This is a genomic window from Pseudocitrobacter cyperus, assembly GCF_039889165.1.
Classification (GTDB): Bacteria; Pseudomonadota; Gammaproteobacteria; order Enterobacterales; family Enterobacteriaceae; genus Pseudocitrobacter; species Pseudocitrobacter cyperus.
In genome coordinates, this window is record NZ_JAYMYY010000006.1 from 235,007 (window position 1) to 252,444 (window position 17,438).

Here is a 17,438-nt window from a genome sequence, read left to right on the forward strand (position 1 = left end):
CTGTTTATTGCATATCTTTTAAACGTTGACAGCTTAACACGCGAATAAAAACGGCAGAAAATCCAATAAGCCGACAGAACTTTGGGCTTATTTATCCTTAAAAAAAACGCCTTTCAGACGATAATGCCCGCCTGAAAATTCTTCTATTTTTGAAATCGTCGATATCACTCTCGCGAATTTCGTGAGCTGACGCGCATCGCTGATGGTGCGTGCTATTTCATACAGGAATACGGCATGAGTGCCACACAAAATGACTTAATGAATAACCCGGCAGAGCGAATTAAATCGATGCTGTCCTCACTTCGCGCAAGCCCCAAGCTATTGCTGGTGATTTGCGGCGCAGCGGCGCTTTCCGTCATTATCGCCTTATTGTTCTGGGCCAAAGAGCCGGACTACCGCGTGCTGTTCAGCAACATTAGCGATGAAGAAGGCGGGGCGATTGTCGCGCAGCTCTCCCAGCTCAACGTGCCTTACCGCATCGATACGCCGGGCGGCGTCATTATGGTGCCAGGCTCGCAGGTGCATGAAGTGCGCATGAAACTGGCGCAGCAGGGGCTGCCGAAAGGCGGTGCGGTGGGTTTCGAGCTTCTGGATCAGGAGAAGTTTGGCGTCAGCCAGTTTACCGAGCAGGTTAACTACCAGCGCGCGCTGGAAGGCGAACTGTCGCGCACCATCGAGAACCTCGGCCCTATCCAAAGCGCCCGCGTTCATCTGGCGACGCCAAAACCGTCGATGTTCGTGCGTGAGCAGAAAAAACCGACGGCTTCAGTCACTGTAAATCTGTTACAAGGGCGGACGCTGGATGACGCGCAGGTGGTGGCGATTACCCATCTGATCTCCAGTGCCGTCACCGGGCTTGCGGCTGAGAGCGTCACCATTGTCGATCAGCGGGGAAATCTGCTGACCCAGAGCGGTGTTCGTGGCCTGCAAACGGCGCATCTGAAATATACCAGCGAAATTGAAACTGACTACCAGCAGCGTATTCAGCGCATTCTGGCGCCGCTGGTGGGTAACGAGAATATCCGTGCCCAGGTCACGGCGCAGATTGATTTCACCGAACAAGAGAAGACTCAGGAGCAGTACCAGCCCAACGCTGACCCGGAAAAAATGGCCATTCGCAGCCGTCAGGCGAGTCTCACAGAGCAGGGCAATCGCCGTGGAGCAAGCGGTGTGCCGGGGGCGCTGAGCAATACGCCGCCTGCGCCTGCTACCGCGCCTGTCACCCAGCCGCTGAACACGCCTGCGGATGACAAAAAAGAGAAGACCACCGGAACGGACAGCAACCGTGAGACTTCTCAGCCCTACAACAACCGTAGCGATGAAACCACTAACTTTGAGGTGGATCGTACCCTGACCCATACCAAATCTAACGCAGGCCGTATTCAGCGTCTGTCGGTTGCGGTGGTGATTAACCACCTTCCGCAGGGCGAAGAGGGCAAGCCAGGGCCAATTAGCGAAGCGGAACTCACCCGTATCAATGCGCTGGTCAAAGAGGCGATTGGCTACAACGCCGCGCGCGGTGACAGCGTCAATATTCTTAACTCGGCGTTTAACGGCGTGGTGGCAGAGGTTGTACCGCCGTTCTGGGAACAGGATCGCTTCTACGCCCTGTTAATGGCGATTGCCCGCTATCTGGTCATCGCGATTATTGCCTGGGTGATGTGGCGCAAGCTGGTGCAACCGGCCTGGCAGCGTCACCAGGAGACCACTATCCGTCGCCTGGAGATGGAAAAAGAGGCCCGCGAAGAGCAGGACGCGGCGAAGAAACGCGCCGCAGAGAAAAGCAGCCGGGATCGTGCGCAGCAGCGAGTGGATACGGAACTCAATGGTCAACAGTTGCGTGAACTGGCCGAGCAGGAACCGCGCGTTATCGCCCTGGTGATCCGCCAGTGGATGAGTAAGGAGCAAAAGTAATGAATGCCTCAGAAAAAAGCGCCATCGTCATGCTGACGCTGGGCGATGTCCTGGCGGCTGAGGTGTTCAAACACCTCAATGCCCACGAGGTCAAGCAGATCAGTGGTTCGATGGTCAACATGGCGGGCTTCACTCACGACCAGATGGCCGCCGTGCTGGAAGAGTTTAAGAAAGATTCCAGTGAGTACGCGGCGCTGAGCCTCAACACCAATGACTATCTGCGCAGCGTGCTGGTGAAGGCGCTGGGCGAAGAGCGCGCGTCGTCGTTGCTGGAAGATCTGCTGGATACGCATCAGGGTACCAACGGGATTGAAACGCTTAACTTTATGGAGCCGCAGGCGGTCTTCGATCTTATTCGCGAAGAGCACCCGCAGATTATCGCGACCATTCTGGTTCACCTTAAGCGTAACCAGGCGGCAGACGTGCTGGGCAAATTTGAGGATCGGGAACGTAACGACATTATGTTGCGTATCGCCACCTTCGGCGGCGTACAGCCTGCCGCGCTGCAGGAACTGACGGAAGTGCTGAACAACCTGCTGCATGGTCAGAATCTGAAACGCAGCAAAATGGGCGGCGTGCGTCCGGCAGCCGAAATTCTCAACCTGATGAAATCGCATCAGGAAGAGGCGGCGATTGAAGCCGTGCGCGACTTCGACGGCGAACTGGCGCAGAAGATCATCGACGAGATGTTCCTGTTCGAAAATCTGGTGGATGTCGAAGATCGCAGCATCCAGCGTCTGTTGCAGGAGATCGAGAGCGAAACGCTGATTATTGCGCTGAAAGGGGCGGACGAACCGCTGCGGATGAAGTTCTTCCGCAACATGTCGCGTCGTCAGGCGGAACTGATGACCGACGATCTGGCCTCCCGTGGGCCGGTGCGTCTGTCGCAGGTCGAAGCCGAGCAGAAGACCATCCTCAACGTGGTGCGTCGCCTGGCGGAGTCTGGCGAGATCCTGATTGGAGGCAGCGACGATGCCTACGTTTAATCCTGATAATCACCCGGAGTGGCGGAGCTGGCAGCCTGAAAATTTGCTCGGCGATGCGGTCGAAACGCCATTGCCGACGCTGGATAACACCCAGTCTGAGGCGCAACTGAAGGCTGAACTGGCGAGACTGCGCAAACAAGCGGAGCAGCAGGGGTTTTCTCAGGGGCAGCAGCAGGGCCAGGAAGAGGGGCGTAAACAGGGCTATGAGGCCGGGCTCCAGGAAGGCCGCGCGGCGGGAATGAAGCAGGGCATTGAGCAGGCGCGTCAGGAGCAGCAGGCGCTGCTGCGCCAGGCCGGAGAGTGGGTGAGCCACTTCAGGCTGGCGCTGGAAAACCTTGAAGGGCTGATCCCAGGGCGTCTGGTGCAGCTTTCGCTGACGGCGGTTCAGCAGCTATATGGCTCTCCTGTTGCGACGGACAACCATACACTGGTGACGCAGATCCGCACCCTGCTGAAGCAGGAGCCTCTGCTGCATGGCGCCATCCAGCTCTACGTAAGCCCCGGCGAGTATGAGGCGATTGAACAAGCGCTGGGCGAGACGCTGCGTGCGATGAACTGGGAGTTGCATCAGGATCCGCAACTGGCCGCAGGCGGCTGTCGCGCGGTCTCACCGGATGTTGAAGTGGATGCCAGTATGGAGACGCGCTGGCAGGCGCTGTGTCAGTTGGCGCGTGAGGAACTGTCGCAATGAGCCAGCAGTTAAAAAAGTGGCTGGCGGCAATCGACCGCGTGGAGGCGAAACTCTCGCAGGTGCCCGACTTTCGCCAGTACGGCAAGCTGACGCGCGCAACGGGGCTGGTGATGGAGGCGGTGGGGCTCAGGCTGCCCATCGGCTCGCTGTGTATCGTGGAGCGCCAGACCGATGACGGCATCATACCGGTGGAGAGCGAAGTGGTCGGCTTCAACGGCCAGACCCTCTACCTGATGCCGCTGGAACATGTCGATGGGATCTTACCGGGGGCACGCATTTACGCGCTGCAAACGGACAGCCATAACGGCAAACAGCTTCCCGTCGGGCCGCATCTGCTGGGGCGCGTACTCGATGCTCAGGGGCGGCCGCTGGATGGCCGTCCGGCGCCGGGAAGCCCGGTCGCCGGGCTGTTTACCCCCACGTTAAACCCGCTCCACCGTGACCCGATAAAATCGGTGCTTGATGTGGGCGTTCGGGCGATCAATGGCCTGCTGACGGTGGGGCGTGGGCAGCGTATGGGGCTGTTCGCCGGTTCCGGCGTCGGCAAAAGCGTGCTGCTCGGCATGATGGCGCGTTTCACCACCGCTGATGTGATTGTGGTGGGCCTGATTGGCGAGCGTGGGCGCGAGGTGAAGGATTTTATCGAGAATATCCTCGGTGAAGAGGGGCTGTCGCGCGCGGTGGTGGTGGCCGCGCCCGCCGACGTTTCGCCAATTCTGCGCATGCAGGGCGCGGTATACGCCACCCGCATTGCGGAAGATTTTCGCGACCGCGGCCTGAATGTGTTGCTGATTATGGATTCCCTGACCCGCTACGCCATGGCGCAGCGCGAGGTGGCGTTAGCCATTGGCGAACCGCCAGCAACCAAAGGGTATCCGCCTTCCGTCTTTGCCCGCCTGCCAGCGCTGGTGGAGCGAACCGGTAATGGCGTGAAGGGCGGGGGATCGATCACCGCGTTTTATACGGTGCTGACGGAGGGCGACGATCAGCAGGATCCGATTGCCGATTCGGCTCGAGCGATCCTCGACGGCCATATCGTGCTGTCGCGACGCCTCGCCGAGGCCGGGCATTATCCGGCCATCGATATTGAAGCCTCCATCAGCCGTGCCATGACTGAACTGATCCCGCATGCTCAGTACCGCAAAGTTCAGCGTTTTAAGCAGTTGCTTTCTGCTTGGCAGCGCAACCGCGATCTGGTGAGCGTGGGGGCGTATGTCAAAGGTAGCGATGCGACGCTGGATCAGGCTATTGAAAAATATCCGTCGCTGGAGGCGTTTCTTCATCAGGCGATACACGAGCGCAGCGGCTATGAGGACGGCATCCGCCAGCTTTCCGGGCTGTTCCCGGACATAAAAGCGTAACCACGGAGGCAGGATGAAGGTGAAAAACCCCATGACGTTGCTTCGCGATATGGCGGAAGAGCAACTGACGGAAACCACGCGCGCGCTGGGGGGCGCACAGCAGCAGCTTCAGCAGGCGGTGGCGCAGCATGAACAGCTTCAGCACTACGAGCAGGAGTACCAGCAATCCCTGCGTCAGGGAATGATGGACAGCGGGATGTCGGTGGCGGATCTGGTGAATCATCAGTCGTTTATTTTGTCGCTGAAACAGGTGGTGAAGCAGCAGGAAGGCCATGTTGACGCCTGCGGGAAAGCGGTTGATCAGGTCAAAGAGAACTGGCTGCAAAACAAGCAGCGCCTGAATGCATTTGAAACGTTAATTGACCGACGCGCAGCGGCGCAGGCGCTGGTGCAAAGCCGACATGAACAGAAGCTGATGGATGAATTTGCCCAGCGCGCAGGACAGAAGAGAGAAAGACTATGAATATTGATCTTGCCACCCTGCTACTGGGTGGAACGCAGGGCAAAGGGAAGGCGGGGCTGCTTAATGATGAGGGCTTCAGCCTGGCGCTGGATGAGAAACTGGCGTCCCTGAGCGCGCTCTTTCCTGGCCTCGAGCCCGAGGTGCTGGCAGCCTTGCCCGAAACGGCACTGGCAGCCTTGCCCGAAACGGCACTGGCAGACTTGCCGGAAACGGCGCTACCAGACATCGCTTTACCCGCGAACCTGTTGCCCGAGCAGCCAACCGATGACGTGGTCGTGGCTGACGAGGAAGAGGGCACCGCTCTGCTACTGACGGCGATGCCGGGGCTGGCGGAAGCGCTGCAGGGTGTGACGCTTACCGAGGGCGAGGGGGAAGAGAGCCCGCAGTGGCAGTTGCAGCAACTGGTTGCCCGCAACGTGGCGGGCGGTGAACCCAGAGTGCAGGCGGCAGCCGGACAGGTGAACGCGGAAAAACCAGCCGGGCAAACGGGAAAACTGGCCTCGCCGCTGACGATGGCGGATAAAACGCCGCTGGCAACCTCTGGCGCGTTGAGCGCGCAATCTACGCCCGTCGCCAGCGAGACTATCGCAACCGCGGAGATGCCAGCCAGCCCAACGGCCAGCGCGATAGCGCTGCCCGCGGCGGTGCGTACCAGCGTCGCCCATGCACCGCAGCAGGTCGTCACCGTCAATCACCCGCCGGAAACGCCGGAGTGGAAACAATCGGTCAGCCAGCATATCGCTATCTTTAGCCGCAACGGGCTGCACAGCGCGGAGATCCGCCTGCATCCTGAAGATTTGGGGGCGCTGCAAATTACCCTGCGCGTCCAGCAGGAGCAGGCGCAGATCCATATCGTCAGCGAACATGCTCATGTGCGCCACGCCATGGAGCAGGCTCTGCCGCAACTGCGCGCCGCCATGGCGGAGTCGGGTATTCAGCTCGGCGAGGCAAACGTCAGCGCGGATGCGCAGCCGGGGGCGTCGGGCGAGAAAGGAGAAAACGCGCCTTCTGAGCAGCAGGCGAGCGGCGAAAATGACGAACTACAGGATGTTGATGACAATGTGCCAACCTTATTAACAACCACTCCCGGAAATATATACGGCATTAACACGTTTGCCTGAAACCCGGAATTGCCTTCAGGAATGAAATTTTATCGCCTGATTATCCGGGTGATTAAATGGACTACAATGTCCGCCATATTGGTCAGAGGGTAATTGAGTACCCTCACTTATTTATCAGGTGTACGTTCAATGAGTAATAAAAATAAAAAGGTCGCCGGTGGCGGAGGGTCTCGCTCGCTTCTGATGACGTTCATGTTTTTGACTGCGGTTGTAGCGTGCGGATTTTCGGGCTACCTGTTCTGGGAAATGAAATTTGCCAAACCAGCAGAAGTGGCTGTAGAAGGCGACGTTAAACCTCTGGCCGCGCCAGTGCAGGTTGAACCGCTGTATGCGTCGATGAGTACCTTTACCGTCAGCCTGAAACCGACGGCAAATGAAGCCGACCGCGTTTTATATCTCGGCTTATCGATTCGGGTTGCGGAAGCACAGTCGCTGGCGATTCTGGAAAAATATTTACCGGAATATCGCAGCCGTCTTTTTATGTTGCTGACTCACCAGACCTATGAAGATTTAGCGACAGATGAAGGAAAACGTCGCCTGATTAACGCTATTCAGGGTGAACTGGATAAACCGCTGGCATTTAACCAGTCTATTCGTGTCACTGATGTCCTTATTAACGAATTTATTCTGCGGTAATTATTATGGCTGACAGCTTTTTATCACAGGATGAGATCGATCGGTTGCTGAATGCAGATGCCGACAGCAATAGCGATCTCCAGAACAACCGCAGCGATGCCGGAATAAAACCCTACGATCCGCATACGCAGCGTCGGGTGATCCGCGAACGTCTGCACTCGCTGGAAATTATCAACGAACGCTTTGCACGTCAGTTCCGTATGGGGCTTTTTAATTTGCTGCGCCGTAGCCCGGATATTACCGCGGGAAATATTAAGATTCAGCCGTATCACGAGTTTGCCCGTAACCTGCCGGTGCCGACAAACCTGAACCTGCTGCACCTTAACCCGCTGCGCGGCACTTCGCTGATGGCGCTTTCGCCGGGGCTGGTGTTTATGGCCGTGGATAACCTGTTTGGCGGCGATGGTCGTTTTCCGACGAAAGCCGATGGCCGGGAATTTACTCCCACCGAACAGCGCGTAATTCACCGCATGCTATCGATGGCGCGCGAAGCATATGAATTTGCCTGGAGCTCGATTTATAAAATCAAAACGGAATATATCCGTTCAGAAATCCAGGTGAAATTTACCAATATCACCTCATCGCCTAATGATGTGGTGGTGACGACGCCGTTCTCCGTCGAAATTGGTTCACATCGCGGGGAGTTCAATATCTGTATCCCTTTCAGCACCATCGAGCCATTGCGCGAGTTGCTGAGTAACCCGCCGATGGATAACTCCCGGCAGGAAGACTCCCAGTGGCGTGGTCTGCTGGCCAGTCAGATGCGCGAAACGGAGCTGGAGCTGACGGCGCGTTTTGCCGATATCGGCACCCGGCTGTCGAATGTGATGCAGATGAAAAAAGGCGATGTCATTACGCTTGATAAGCAGGAGTTTATCGAAGCAAGCGTGGGTGGCGTCCCGGTCTTCACGGCCAAATACGGTGCCGTTAACAATCAATATGCCCTGAAGGTCGAGCAAATCATGCAGCCTTCATTACTATCATTAAACAAGGAGTAATTTCCCCATGAGCGACAATAACACCTCATCGGGTTCTGGCGATCAGTCCATCGATAATCTTTGGGGCGATGCAATGACCGAACAGCACGCGGCGGGAATTACCGACACAACGGCTGCACCACAATTTTCTGACGAGATGAATCTGATCCTGGATATTCCGGTCAAAATGACCGTGGAGCTGGGACGCACCAAGATGACCATTAAAGAACTGCTGCGCTTAAGCCAGGGGTCAGTTGTGTCACTGGACGGGCTGGCGGGTGAACCGCTGGATATTCTGATCAACGGTTATCTGATTGCTCAGGGTGAAGTGGTGGTGGTCTCCGATAAATTCGGCATCCGTATTACGGATATCATTACCCCATCTGAACGCATGCACCGTCTGAGCCGCTAATGAACGCCACTGATTCACTTCCGGCTACAAGCTCGGTATTTATGACGGTCAGCGGCGCGCTGGCGCTGATTGTTTTGCTGCTGGTGGTGCTGGCGTGGGTGACACGTCGCAGCGGCCTGGCGCGTCGGCTGAATGACGCCCGGGGAAACATGACGCTGGTGGCGACCCAGTCGCTGGGGCCGCGTGAGCGCCTGGTGCTTGTCGATGTCGGTGAACAGCGTTTAGTGCTGGGCGTCACCGCTTCGCAGATAACCTGTCTCGCCACTCAGGCTCGCCCGGAGAACGCAGTGCAGGAAACGGCTCCGACGGCCTTCCCGCTGATGCTCGACAAGCTGCGCCAGAAGTACCGTCCGGGAGGTGAACAGTGAGTCGTCGGATGCTGCGGCTGCTTCTCGCCATCAGCCTGATGCTGCCTGCCGCCTGCGCGATGGCGGCAAACGCGGACATTACGCTCGGCCAGCCAGCGGGTGACGGCGGCTGGACGCTGCCGGTGCAAACCCTGCTGCTGCTCAGCGGATTTACCTTTATCCCTGCCGTACTGCTGATGATGACCGGGTTTACCCGCATCATCATTGTACTGGGCTTAATGCGTAACGCGCTCGGCACGCCGACCGCGCCGCCGAACCAGGTGTTGGTAGGCCTGTCGCTGTTTTTGACCTTCTTTGTGATGGCGCCGGTGTTCAGCCAGATCTACGAAAAAGCCTGGCAGCCGTTGCAGGAAAATAAAATCACCATGGAGGCCGCGCTGGCGGAAGGGGTGAAGCCGCTACGCGCCTTTATGCTCGACCAGACCCGCGAAAGCGATCTGGCGATGTTTGCCCGCATTGCAAAAACGCCGGACATCGCCTCACCGGAAGAGGTGCCGCTCAGTATTCTGGTGCCCGCGTTTATTACCAGCGAACTGAAAACCGCTTTTCAGATTGGCTTTACCATCTTTATTCCGTTCCTGATTATCGATCTGGTGGTGGCGAGCATTTTGATGGCGCTGGGGATGATGATGGTTCCGCCAACCACCATTGCACTACCGTTCAAGCTGATGTTGTTTGTGCTGGTCGACGGCTGGCAACTGCTCGTGGGCTCGCTGGCCCAGAGTTTTTACAGTTAGGAGATTCACATGACCCCTGAAAGCGTAATGGTCATTGGCATGCAGGCCATTAAAGTGGGGCTGATGGTTTCGGGCCCGCTGTTGCTGGCGGCGCTGGTGACGGGCCTGATTATCAGTATTTTGCAGGCCGCGACGCAGGTCAACGAAATGACCATGACCTTCATCCCGAAAATCCTGATGATCGTCGGCATCGCGGTGGCGCTTGGCCCGTGGATGATGAAGATCTTTATTGAATATACCCGCTCGGTCTTTGCCAGCCTGCCTTATGTGATCGGCTGATGGCCTTTGGACTTCCCCTCGATCAGCTCTACGGGCTGGTCAGTCACTATTTCTTTATCCTGGTGCGTCTGGGCGCGTTGTTGCATGTGGCGCCGATCTTCGGTGAGAAAAGCATCAGCACCCGGTTGCGGATGTGCCTTGCGCTGCTGACGGCTATCCTCATCGGCGGTACGCTGCCGGATGCGCAGGTCGGGCTCTACTCCTGGGAAGGGGTGTGGGTCACAGCGAAGCAGGTTATTATCGGCGCGGCGATGGGGCTGACGCTGCAGTTGCTCTTTGCCGCCGTGCGTATGTCCGGCGAGATTATTGGCATGCAGATGGGGCTGTCGTTCGCTACCTTCTTCGATCCCGGCGCCGGTAATAGCCCCGTCATTTCCCGTTTTCTCAATCTGTTGGTAACGCTGCTGTTTCTGGCGTTTAACGGTCATCTCTGGCTGCTGGCGCTGCTGGCTGAATCATTCCAGACCCTGCCGATTAACGCCACGCCGCTGCATGCGGGCGGTTTTCTCTATCTGGTGACTCACGCAGGGATTATCTTCAGCCAGGGGCTGATGCTGGGGCTACCTATCATTGCGCTGCTGCTGTGCATCAACTTCATCCTCGGGTTGTTAAACCGCCTGACGCCGCAGCTTTCCGTCTTTGTTATCGGCTTCCCGCTTACGCTTACCTTCGGCATGCTGGCGCTATTCCTGATTGCCCAAACGCTGGCACCATTCTTTGAGCGCCTGATGGCCCTGGGGTTTGATAACCTGGCCGGGCTGCTTCAGGCGCTGGTGTAGCGAGGGTTAATTGGTGCAGGCAATACGGGCGACGGTCTCCGTGCCCGAGGCCAGCACGCGGTTGTCCAGCAGATAGAGCGTGCTGGTGGCCACTTCGCCAGGCAGGATTTGCGGGAAGATATAGTCCCTGATGTCCCGATCGCTGCTCTGATCGCCCAGTTTACGATGCTGGCTTTCGACCGTCAGTTGGATCCGTTTACCGCTAAAATCGACGCCAAAGCGCACTTCGCGATTCACCGCCGTTGGGCGACCCTCAAGCTTACCGTCTTTAAAATGACTGATGCTGCCGATATAGGTTGAATGGCCGTTGAACATATCGTCGCGGTAAGAGCGGTAGATGCCGCGGGCAAGCGTCGCATTGTTATCATCCACAATGGTGTAATAGGAGGTCGGCGCAATGCACACCGCCTTGTACGGCGAGGTAGAGAAGGCATAAAACGCCATCCCGCCCAGCCCGATCGCCATACCGCCAAGAAACAGCAGGGTCAGCGGGGATTTAATAATGGCGAAAATAGAACGATTCGCAGTCATTCCCTGAATCCTTAAAGAGTTGCTGGCAGGCGATAAGGCCCTGGAATTTACTCATTTTCTCTGACCCGGTTGTTACGTACAGCACACCTGCCGGTTTTTCAGAGGGGCGTTTTGCCAGTACGTGTTGGGTGTAGGTTTGCAGCGTGGATTCAATCAGCGCCCGTTGCTCCTGTTTATCCGTTTGCACCATCACCACGGTGTTGGGCGGAATACCCGGCCCATCCCAGCGCACGAAGTTTATGGGCTGGGGGCTTAAATCGAAAACGCTGCGCAGAACCATCGCCAGCGCGATGCCCGTTAACAGCCCGCCCAGCGTGATGAGTATCCGTGGCGCTATCTTGCTGTGCGGGCGCGCGGGCGGCGTTATTTCTTCAGCAGGCGTGGGGCGTTCCTCGGCTTCCGGCGGCGCTGTTGGCGGTACTGTGGGGGCTGGCAGGGGGTCACTGTCGGCATCGCGCACGATAAGACGATAGCCGCTGCGCGTGACGGCGAGCAGTGTAATGGCGTCCTGCATATCCAGTTGGACGAATGCGCGCCGTAGTTTGGTTATCATGACCCGGACGCTATTATCTGTCACTTCAACGCCGGCGCTGCGCCAGCCGATATCCATCAACTGTTCCTGAGAGAGTACCTCTCCGCCCGCATCGATCAGTGCGGCAAGACACAGACATGCGCTTTGCGGCAGAGTGACGGACGCTTCATTGTCGGTGCGGGCGAGGACGCGTGTCTGGAGATCCAGCGTGATTAACGATCCAATCGCAATGTTATTAATCATAATTATGTGATTCTTCTGGTGAAATGGGTATTGCTACTGCTTATTGTAATTAATAGTAATGAATACAATTTATTGCTAGCCGGAGGGGCTAAGCGATATGCTTTTTATGTCTTAGCTCGCCTTTTTGCAACCACTATGTAATATCAACCACGGATCGATTAAGGTTATTAATTGTTGCGGAAATAACCTTGTTATTCATGTTACTTAACGATATTTAAGTTTAATCTTATTAAAACCAATCAGTTAGTTTATTGCGCATGGCAGGGTTATGTCTGTGGTAGTGATAATAACTCGCAACAATTATTGGTAATTAATAAATTTTAATACGCAAAGAATTATTAATTGTATGGATAATGCCGCGCCAGCGGTTGCGCAGTGAGCAAGGGGATTTATACTGCTTTAACGCATGTCGTTGAATTTATTAATCCGTATTTTACAAGGATGGCAGATGTTAACTTTAAAACGTTGTATGCAAACGTCCGGCGCGCCGGCCATGTTTCCCGTTTTTATCGCCCGTCTGGTACTGGGGGTATTTTTCTTTACTGCCGGTTTCAATAAATTATTCGTGACCGAAAATCAGTTGCTGATGGCGGATACCATGCAGGATGCGGGAATCCCTTTTCCGGCGGTGATGGCGGTAGTGGTCTCTTTTCTGGAATGCAGCATGGGGATGTTACTCACGTTAGGCTTGTTCAGCCGTTTAAGCGCCCTGACGCTGTTTATTATCAGCAGCGTGGCGCTGGTGACTATCGGTGTTTATACCATTCCGCACGGTTTGCCGCTCATGGCATGGTTAAGCTGGCTTTTTTATCTGCCGGAGACGCTCTACATGGTGCTGAGTTTGCTGCTGATCGCCTGGGGGGGAACGCTCTACAGTCTTGACGGCTGGCTGGTCAAACGCTGGCAGAACATGCGCAGAATTGTTTTTATCGAAGGATAACAGGAATGCGCTGTTATCAACGGTTTGAAGGGCATATTTCCTCCCCCCTGCATAATAAAATAGCCCCTTAAAGGCAGCGCGGTGCTGCCGTTTTTTACGGGCGCTGATGTCATGATTTATGCAGTCACACTGGTCATAATTTTTATCACCTTACTTATTCTGGTGCAGTCCGGCGTTATGCCGTGGTTTATTCGCACGGAGGGGCAGCGTCTGCGTTCGCAGGTCGATACGCTGGCCGCACAGTTGCGCGAGCAGTTAGATCGTGTTGAAGCGCAGCAGCGCTCCATGACCGAAAGCGTGGTAACGCTGAAAAGCTTCGCGCTGGATAAAAGCGCGCCGGGCGATACGGATATTAGCGAAGAGACAGGCAGTAGCCGTCAGTTTTTCAACTCTCTCGTTAAAGAGATGGGAGAGCGTCTCGGCGGGCGCGTATGGATTGTTGAAAACACCGGGCGCATCATCGGTGATGCCGCCGGGGCTCCCAATGTGCAATCACTCAATGATAGCGACCTGCCGATGGCCGTCCCCCTGCGCGCACTGCTGTCACAGTCCGGCGAGGGGCTGCGCCACACCCGTTTTCGCAGCGCCAGCGGTGAACATACGCTGGTGGTGCAGCCGGTGGCGGAGACCTTGTGGCTTATCGCCATCGACGTCCCCACCCGCCGCATGGGGGAGCGCCCCGGTATCCTGTTACACAAACCCTGGCCGCTGGCGGCGCTGCTGCTGGTCTCCACTCTCACCCTGTTACGCAGCCTTAATCTGCACCTTTCCCGCCTTAATGAAGAACTGCCGTCACAGTTGAAAAGCGAGCAGGGCGCGCATTTGCCGCCGTTGATGAAGGAACTGGGCGAGCAGGTGAGTGAGATTGCCAAAGCCGCCACCGCCATTGCTCAGGAAAATGAACGCCTGCTGCACGTACCAGAGGCGAGCGCCAACCTGCTGGCAACCTTAACCGACAGCGCCACCAACGTGGTGCTGGCCATGAATACTCTGCACGACGCCGCACAAAAAATAGCCAGCAGCAGCGGCACGTTGGTGCAGTTGGCGAGCCGCGCCTATAGCTATTCCCTGCATAACGAAGAGGGCATTTTCGCCGTCGAGTCACGCAATCTGGCCAGCCGTTGCGCACGCTCATCGAAAGAGCTAAGGGCGCTGATTGAGGACGCGATGATGCAGGCGCAAAACGGCGCGCCGTCCGTTGCCCACAATAACAGCGTCCTGATTGAAGAGGTCTATACCGTCGCCAATACGCTGCTGCAGCGCTCAAACCATTAAGCCAATTTATCCCTCACCTGCGGGTGGGGGATGACATTCTTTTTTTCCTTTTAGAGTTGATAGTTATGTTTAAATCCCTTCAAAGCAGAGCCATTTTGCTGGTCTCTGCATTCTTTTTATTGCTTATCTCGCTAACCCTTTGGGTGGTGATGCGTTTCGTTGCGCCGTCGTTGCTCAGTGATGAGTATCGCCGGGTGCACTATCAGATTGGCGAACAGGCCGCCGCTATCTCGCAGTTGATGGCGCGCGTACAGGCGCAGCAGCGCGGGCTGACTGAAACCGTCGCGCAACTGGACAGCATGGATATCGACCGCTTGCTGCCGGGGCTGGTTAATCAGTACGGCGACGCAAACCTGTTTGGCGGCGGCGTCTGGCCGTTACCCGGAAAGCGTGAACCCGGTATCGCAAAATTCAGCACCTTTTTTGCCCGGGATAACCAGCACCAGCTACGCCTTAACACGACCTGGAATCAGCCGGATGCGCCTGACTACTGGCAGCAGCCGTGGTTTAAAGCCGGGCTCAATGCGGCAAAAGGGCAGTGTGCCTGGGCGGCGGCTTATATTGATGCCGCAAGCCCGCAGCCAAGAACCAACTGCGCGATGCCCGTCTGGCGCGATGGGCAGTTGTGGGGCGTGGCAACGCTTGACGTGACGCTGGGCTTTTTTAATCAGCTTGCGCAAAAAATTGCCGAGCCGCTGGAAGGCGGCGTGTTGATTGTTGAGGCCAACGGCAACATCGTGGGATACAGCCGCGCCACGGATAAAACGCCGGCGCTTAAAAACATCAGTGAACTGCCGGGGCCTGAAATCGCTATCCTGCAGGAGATGCTCGCCGAGGCGGGCAACAACACGCGGGAGCGGCTTTACAACGCCGACGACGGAGAGCACACCATTTTCGTTTTCCCTATTGCCGGTAGCCCCTGGTTTGTGGCGACGGATACCCGCAGCAGCCTGCTGAGTAAACAAACGGACAATATTTTGTGGCGTCTCGGTGCGGTGCAAATCCCGCTGTTGCTGCTGCTGGCGGCGGTGCTGATCCTGACCGTGCGACTGGTGATGGGCAACCTGCGCAGCGTGAGTGACCGTCTTGCCGCGCTCTCTTCTGGTGGAGCTGACCTGACGCGCCGCCTTCCTGAAAGCGGCAGCCAGGAACTGAACGCGATTGCCCACAACGTGAATACGTTTATGGCCTATTTACAGGGGCTGTTGCAGCAGGTACGGGGCAGCACGCGAACCATCGCCGAGGCCTCGCACCAGATTGCAGAAGGCAACCAGTCGTTATCAGTGCGCACCGAAGAGCAGTCCGCATCGCTGACTGAAACCGCCGCTTCTATGGAACAGATTGCCGGTATTGTGGCCAACAACGCCGATAACGCCGAGCATGCCGACCGGCTGGCGACGCAGGCTGCGACCGTCGCCGGGCAGGGTGCCGCATTGATGGAGGAGGCCGTTGAAAAAATGAGTTATATCGAATCCTCTTCACGTCGGGTATCCGATATTGTGGGCGTTATTGACGGTATCGCCTATCAGACTAACATCCTTGCGCTGAATGCGGCGGTTGAAGCCGCGCGAGCCGGAGAGCAGGGGCGCGGGTTTGCGGTGGTGGCAACCGAAGTGCGCAACCTGGCGCTGCGCTCATCCAGTTCGGCGAAAGAGATCCGCGAACTGATTAACGATGCGGTGACGGGGGTGCAGGAGGGCAGCCGCCTGGTGCAGGACGCCGGAGAAACCATGAATACCCTGGTGATGGCGGTGAATGAGGTCTCCACTCTGATGGAAGAGGTGAAGACCGCCAGCCGTGAACAGAGTGTCGGTATTCAACAGGTGAATGTTGCTGTCTGCCAGCTTGAAGGGGCAACCCAGCAGAACGCCGTGCTGGTGGCGGATGTTTCCCAGTCGGCCAGGGCGATGGAAGAGCAGTCCGCTGAACTGGAAAGCGTGGTTAACCGCTTTAAGGTGTAATGGTGAATGCCGGGTAAGGTGTTGTTTATTACACCTTACCCGGCGTCATCTTTGTCTAATCCGCAGACAAAAAAAAGCCCTCCGGGGAGAGGGCAACACGTAACGAACACGTGTAACTACAGGTTGAAGCGGTAGTGCGGATTAACGCAGCAGGGACAGGACGTTCTGAGGAACCTGGTTGGCCTGCGCCAGTACGGAGACGCCAGCCTGTTGCAGAATGTTGGCGCGGCTCATGGCAGATACTTCAACAGAGAAGTCCGCATCCTGAACACGGGAGCGCGCTTCGGTGGTGTTGATGATGTTGGTGTTCAGGTTAGCAATGATGGAGCTAAAGCGGTTCTGAACGGCACCCAGGTCGGCACGGAAGTCGGCGATCTGGGTGATGGCGTTATCCAGTTTGGCCAACAGGTCATCTGTGCGGGCATCGGAGACCACATCTTTGACAAATATAACGTCATGGTATCGTGTTGGGTGAACAGTGAAATTTGTCGGGCTGGTAAACTCAATCTCTTTTACCAGCGAGTCGCTACCATCATCACCGTAAGCAAAAAATCTGTTCACGCCCCAGGCTCTGTCATATACAGAGACAATATGCATGTCTGAAGAGTCCGCGTCTTGCCCGAAGATCCGCTGAGAAATATTTTCCAGCGTGGTTTTATCCAGCGTAACCCGAGCACCACTCACCGACTCGAATGTGTCCCCTTCTGTAAGAATTTTAGGGGATTCCAGCGACGTTGGGCCCGCCGTTATCATATCGATGTCGGCGATATCGGTAATTTCCTGCAGATGAGCATTGGTGACAGTCTGAATCTTAGCCGTGGTACCCCCGTCATTCTGAAACGTCATTTGAGTCGTATCTAATTTGAAGAGTTTGTTTCCTTCGGGATAATAAGCAAACGCTTCGTCAGTATCTTCATGGACGTAAATAAACAATTTATCCGCAGGAATACTGCCACCGATTGCTGCGGCAATCAGTGCGGCGTCGTCACTGTTGACCTTCCAGTTTTCACCCGTGTTCGTCACCAGACCCGTATCAGCCCCTACAGGTTGAGATTTTGCAGCTTTATCGTACTGGCTACCGGTAGTCATTCCTGCACCATTCACAGTAATACCGATATCTTCGAAGTCTTTCATAAACGAATCCAGACCCAGGGTCTGCATATCCAGTTTGTTCAGTTTGATATCGATGGTATCGCCGTCTTTATCACCAATCTGGATGGTGATTTCAGACC

At 56.2% G+C, this 17,438-nt stretch carries 19 protein-coding genes; 16 read left to right on the top strand and 3 right to left on the bottom strand.

All coding sequences use genetic code 11. The annotated features are described in order from the left end of the window. Positions 1-234: 234 nt before the first annotated feature. From fliF to fliR, 13 genes are all read left to right on the top strand, one after another. The gene (gene fliF, locus VSR74_RS18900; protein WP_347796143.1) at positions 235-1,914 is read left to right on the top strand and encodes a flagellar basal-body MS-ring/collar protein FliF; all 1,680 of its coding nucleotides are present in this window, start codon (positions 235-237) and stop codon (positions 1,912-1,914) included. Beyond that, positions 1,914-2,900: a flagellar motor switch protein FliG gene (fliG, locus tag VSR74_RS18905; RefSeq protein WP_347796144.1), complete on the top strand. Its 987-nt coding sequence runs from the start codon at positions 1,914-1,916 to the stop codon at positions 2,898-2,900. Before fliF ends, fliG begins: the two co-directional genes overlap by 1 nt. Beyond that, on the top strand, positions 2,887-3,591 hold the full coding sequence (locus VSR74_RS18910; protein WP_347796145.1) for a flagellar assembly protein FliH: 705 nt from the start codon (positions 2,887-2,889) through the stop codon (positions 3,589-3,591). Before fliG ends, VSR74_RS18910 begins: the two co-directional genes overlap by 14 nt. After that, complete coding sequence (gene fliI / locus VSR74_RS18915) at positions 3,588-4,952, top strand: flagellar protein export ATPase FliI (protein WP_347796146.1); 1,365 nt, start codon at positions 3,588-3,590, stop codon at positions 4,950-4,952. The genes VSR74_RS18910 and fliI overlap by 4 nt, the downstream gene beginning before the upstream one ends. 13 nt (positions 4,953-4,965) lie before the next feature. After that, positions 4,966-5,415 carry a flagellar export protein FliJ gene (gene fliJ, locus VSR74_RS18920; RefSeq protein ID WP_347796147.1) on the top strand — a complete coding sequence of 150 codons (450 nt, stop codon included), beginning with the start codon at positions 4,966-4,968 and terminating at the stop codon, positions 5,413-5,415. Beyond that, positions 5,412-6,536 (top strand): flagellar hook-length control protein FliK, encoded by a 1,125-nt coding sequence (locus VSR74_RS18925; RefSeq protein WP_347796148.1) that lies wholly within the window; start codon positions 5,412-5,414, stop codon positions 6,534-6,536. The genes fliJ and VSR74_RS18925 overlap by 4 nt, the downstream gene beginning before the upstream one ends. A gap of 129 nt (positions 6,537-6,665) precedes the next feature. Next, positions 6,666-7,172 carry a flagellar basal body-associated FliL family protein gene (locus tag VSR74_RS18930; protein ID WP_347796149.1) on the top strand — a complete coding sequence of 169 codons (507 nt, stop codon included), beginning with the start codon at positions 6,666-6,668 and terminating at the stop codon, positions 7,170-7,172. 5 nt (positions 7,173-7,177) lie between these two features. Then, a complete protein-coding gene (gene fliM / locus VSR74_RS18935) occupies positions 7,178-8,170 on the top strand; it encodes a flagellar motor switch protein FliM (RefSeq protein WP_347796150.1) in 993 nt (330 codons plus the stop codon). Positions 8,171-8,177: 7 nt separating this feature from the next. Continuing rightward, positions 8,178-8,561, top strand: coding sequence for a flagellar motor switch protein FliN (fliN, locus tag VSR74_RS18940; protein ID WP_347796151.1), 384 nt, complete (start codon positions 8,178-8,180; stop codon positions 8,559-8,561). Next, positions 8,561-8,929: a flagellar biosynthetic protein FliO gene (fliO, locus tag VSR74_RS18945; RefSeq protein ID WP_347796152.1), complete on the top strand. Its 369-nt coding sequence runs from the start codon at positions 8,561-8,563 to the stop codon at positions 8,927-8,929. The genes fliN and fliO overlap by 1 nt, the downstream gene beginning before the upstream one ends. Positions 8,930-8,937: 8 nt before the next feature. Beyond that, positions 8,938-9,666 (top strand): flagellar type III secretion system pore protein FliP, encoded by a 729-nt coding sequence (gene fliP / locus VSR74_RS18950; RefSeq protein WP_347796169.1) that lies wholly within the window; start codon positions 8,938-8,940, stop codon positions 9,664-9,666. Positions 9,667-9,675: 9 nt separating this feature from the next. Further along, positions 9,676-9,945 (top strand): flagellar biosynthesis protein FliQ, encoded by a 270-nt coding sequence (gene fliQ, locus VSR74_RS18955; protein WP_347796153.1) that lies wholly within the window; start codon positions 9,676-9,678, stop codon positions 9,943-9,945. After that, on the top strand, positions 9,945-10,724 hold the full coding sequence (gene fliR, locus VSR74_RS18960; protein WP_347796154.1) for a flagellar biosynthetic protein FliR: 780 nt from the start codon (positions 9,945-9,947) through the stop codon (positions 10,722-10,724). Before fliQ ends, fliR begins: the two co-directional genes overlap by 1 nt. 6 nt (positions 10,725-10,730) lie before the next feature. Here the strand turns inward: fliR and VSR74_RS18965 are convergent, their stop codons facing one another. Both VSR74_RS18965 and VSR74_RS18970 read right to left on the bottom strand, forming a co-directional pair. Then, positions 10,731-11,255: a hypothetical protein gene (locus VSR74_RS18965; RefSeq protein ID WP_347796155.1), complete on the bottom strand. Its 525-nt coding sequence runs from the start codon at positions 11,253-11,255 to the stop codon at positions 10,731-10,733. Continuing rightward, positions 11,221-12,030, bottom strand: a complete 810-nt coding sequence (locus VSR74_RS18970; protein WP_347796156.1) for a winged helix-turn-helix domain-containing protein — start codon at positions 12,028-12,030, stop codon at positions 11,221-11,223. The genes VSR74_RS18965 and VSR74_RS18970 overlap by 35 nt, the downstream gene beginning before the upstream one ends. 448 nt (positions 12,031-12,478) lie before the next feature. Between VSR74_RS18970 and VSR74_RS18975 the strand changes: the two genes are divergently transcribed. The 3 genes from VSR74_RS18975 (at position 12,479) to VSR74_RS18985 (ending at position 16,206) form a co-directional block, all read left to right on the top strand. Beyond that, entirely contained in the window at positions 12,479-12,970 is a 492-nt protein-coding gene (locus tag VSR74_RS18975; RefSeq protein ID WP_347796157.1) for a DoxX family protein, read from the top strand. A 111-nt stretch (positions 12,971-13,081) separates the two neighbouring features. Then, positions 13,082-14,245, top strand: a complete 1,164-nt coding sequence (locus VSR74_RS18980) for a methyl-accepting chemotaxis protein (RefSeq protein ID WP_347796158.1) — start codon at positions 13,082-13,084, stop codon at positions 14,243-14,245. Positions 14,246-14,310: 65 nt separating this feature from the next. Further along, the gene (locus VSR74_RS18985; protein WP_347796159.1) at positions 14,311-16,206 is read left to right on the top strand and encodes a methyl-accepting chemotaxis protein; all 1,896 of its coding nucleotides are present in this window, start codon (positions 14,311-14,313) and stop codon (positions 16,204-16,206) included. 141 nt (positions 16,207-16,347) lie between these two features. On the opposite strand, the gene VSR74_RS18990 is transcribed toward VSR74_RS18985, so the two are convergent. Then, the coding region (locus tag VSR74_RS18990) for a flagellin (protein ID WP_347796160.1) at positions 16,348-17,438 on the bottom strand (1,091 nt) is incomplete at its 5' end.

Excerpts from the sequence above, each read along its gene's own strand:
- fliF (WP_347796143.1), top strand. The coding sequence starts at position 235 with ATGAGTGCCACACAAAATGACTTAATGAATAACCCGGCAGAGCGAATT.
- fliG (WP_347796144.1), top strand. The coding sequence starts at position 1,914 with ATGAATGCCTCAGAAAAAAGCGCCATCGTCATGCTGACGCTGGGCGAT.
- VSR74_RS18910 (WP_347796145.1), top strand. The coding sequence starts at position 2,887 with ATGCCTACGTTTAATCCTGATAATCACCCGGAGTGGCGGAGCTGGCAG.
- fliI (WP_347796146.1), top strand. The coding sequence starts at position 3,588 with ATGAGCCAGCAGTTAAAAAAGTGGCTGGCGGCAATCGACCGCGTGGAG.
- fliJ (WP_347796147.1), top strand. The coding sequence starts at position 4,966 with ATGAAGGTGAAAAACCCCATGACGTTGCTTCGCGATATGGCGGAAGAG.
- VSR74_RS18925 (WP_347796148.1), top strand. The coding sequence starts at position 5,412 with ATGAATATTGATCTTGCCACCCTGCTACTGGGTGGAACGCAGGGCAAA.
- VSR74_RS18930 (WP_347796149.1), top strand. The coding sequence starts at position 6,666 with ATGAGTAATAAAAATAAAAAGGTCGCCGGTGGCGGAGGGTCTCGCTCG.
- fliM (WP_347796150.1), top strand. The coding sequence starts at position 7,178 with ATGGCTGACAGCTTTTTATCACAGGATGAGATCGATCGGTTGCTGAAT.
- fliN (WP_347796151.1), top strand. The coding sequence starts at position 8,178 with ATGAGCGACAATAACACCTCATCGGGTTCTGGCGATCAGTCCATCGAT.
- fliO (WP_347796152.1), top strand. The coding sequence starts at position 8,561 with ATGAACGCCACTGATTCACTTCCGGCTACAAGCTCGGTATTTATGACG.
- fliP (WP_347796169.1), top strand. The coding sequence starts at position 8,938 with ATGCTGCGGCTGCTTCTCGCCATCAGCCTGATGCTGCCTGCCGCCTGC.
- fliQ (WP_347796153.1), top strand. The coding sequence starts at position 9,676 with ATGACCCCTGAAAGCGTAATGGTCATTGGCATGCAGGCCATTAAAGTG.
- fliR (WP_347796154.1), top strand. The coding sequence starts at position 9,945 with ATGGCCTTTGGACTTCCCCTCGATCAGCTCTACGGGCTGGTCAGTCAC.
- VSR74_RS18965 (WP_347796155.1), bottom strand. The coding sequence starts at position 11,255 with ATGACTGCGAATCGTTCTATTTTCGCCATTATTAAATCCCCGCTGACC.
- VSR74_RS18970 (WP_347796156.1), bottom strand. The coding sequence starts at position 12,030 with ATGATTAATAACATTGCGATTGGATCGTTAATCACGCTGGATCTCCAG.
- VSR74_RS18975 (WP_347796157.1), top strand. The coding sequence starts at position 12,479 with ATGTTAACTTTAAAACGTTGTATGCAAACGTCCGGCGCGCCGGCCATG.
- VSR74_RS18980 (WP_347796158.1), top strand. The coding sequence starts at position 13,082 with ATGATTTATGCAGTCACACTGGTCATAATTTTTATCACCTTACTTATT.
- VSR74_RS18985 (WP_347796159.1), top strand. The coding sequence starts at position 14,311 with ATGTTTAAATCCCTTCAAAGCAGAGCCATTTTGCTGGTCTCTGCATTC.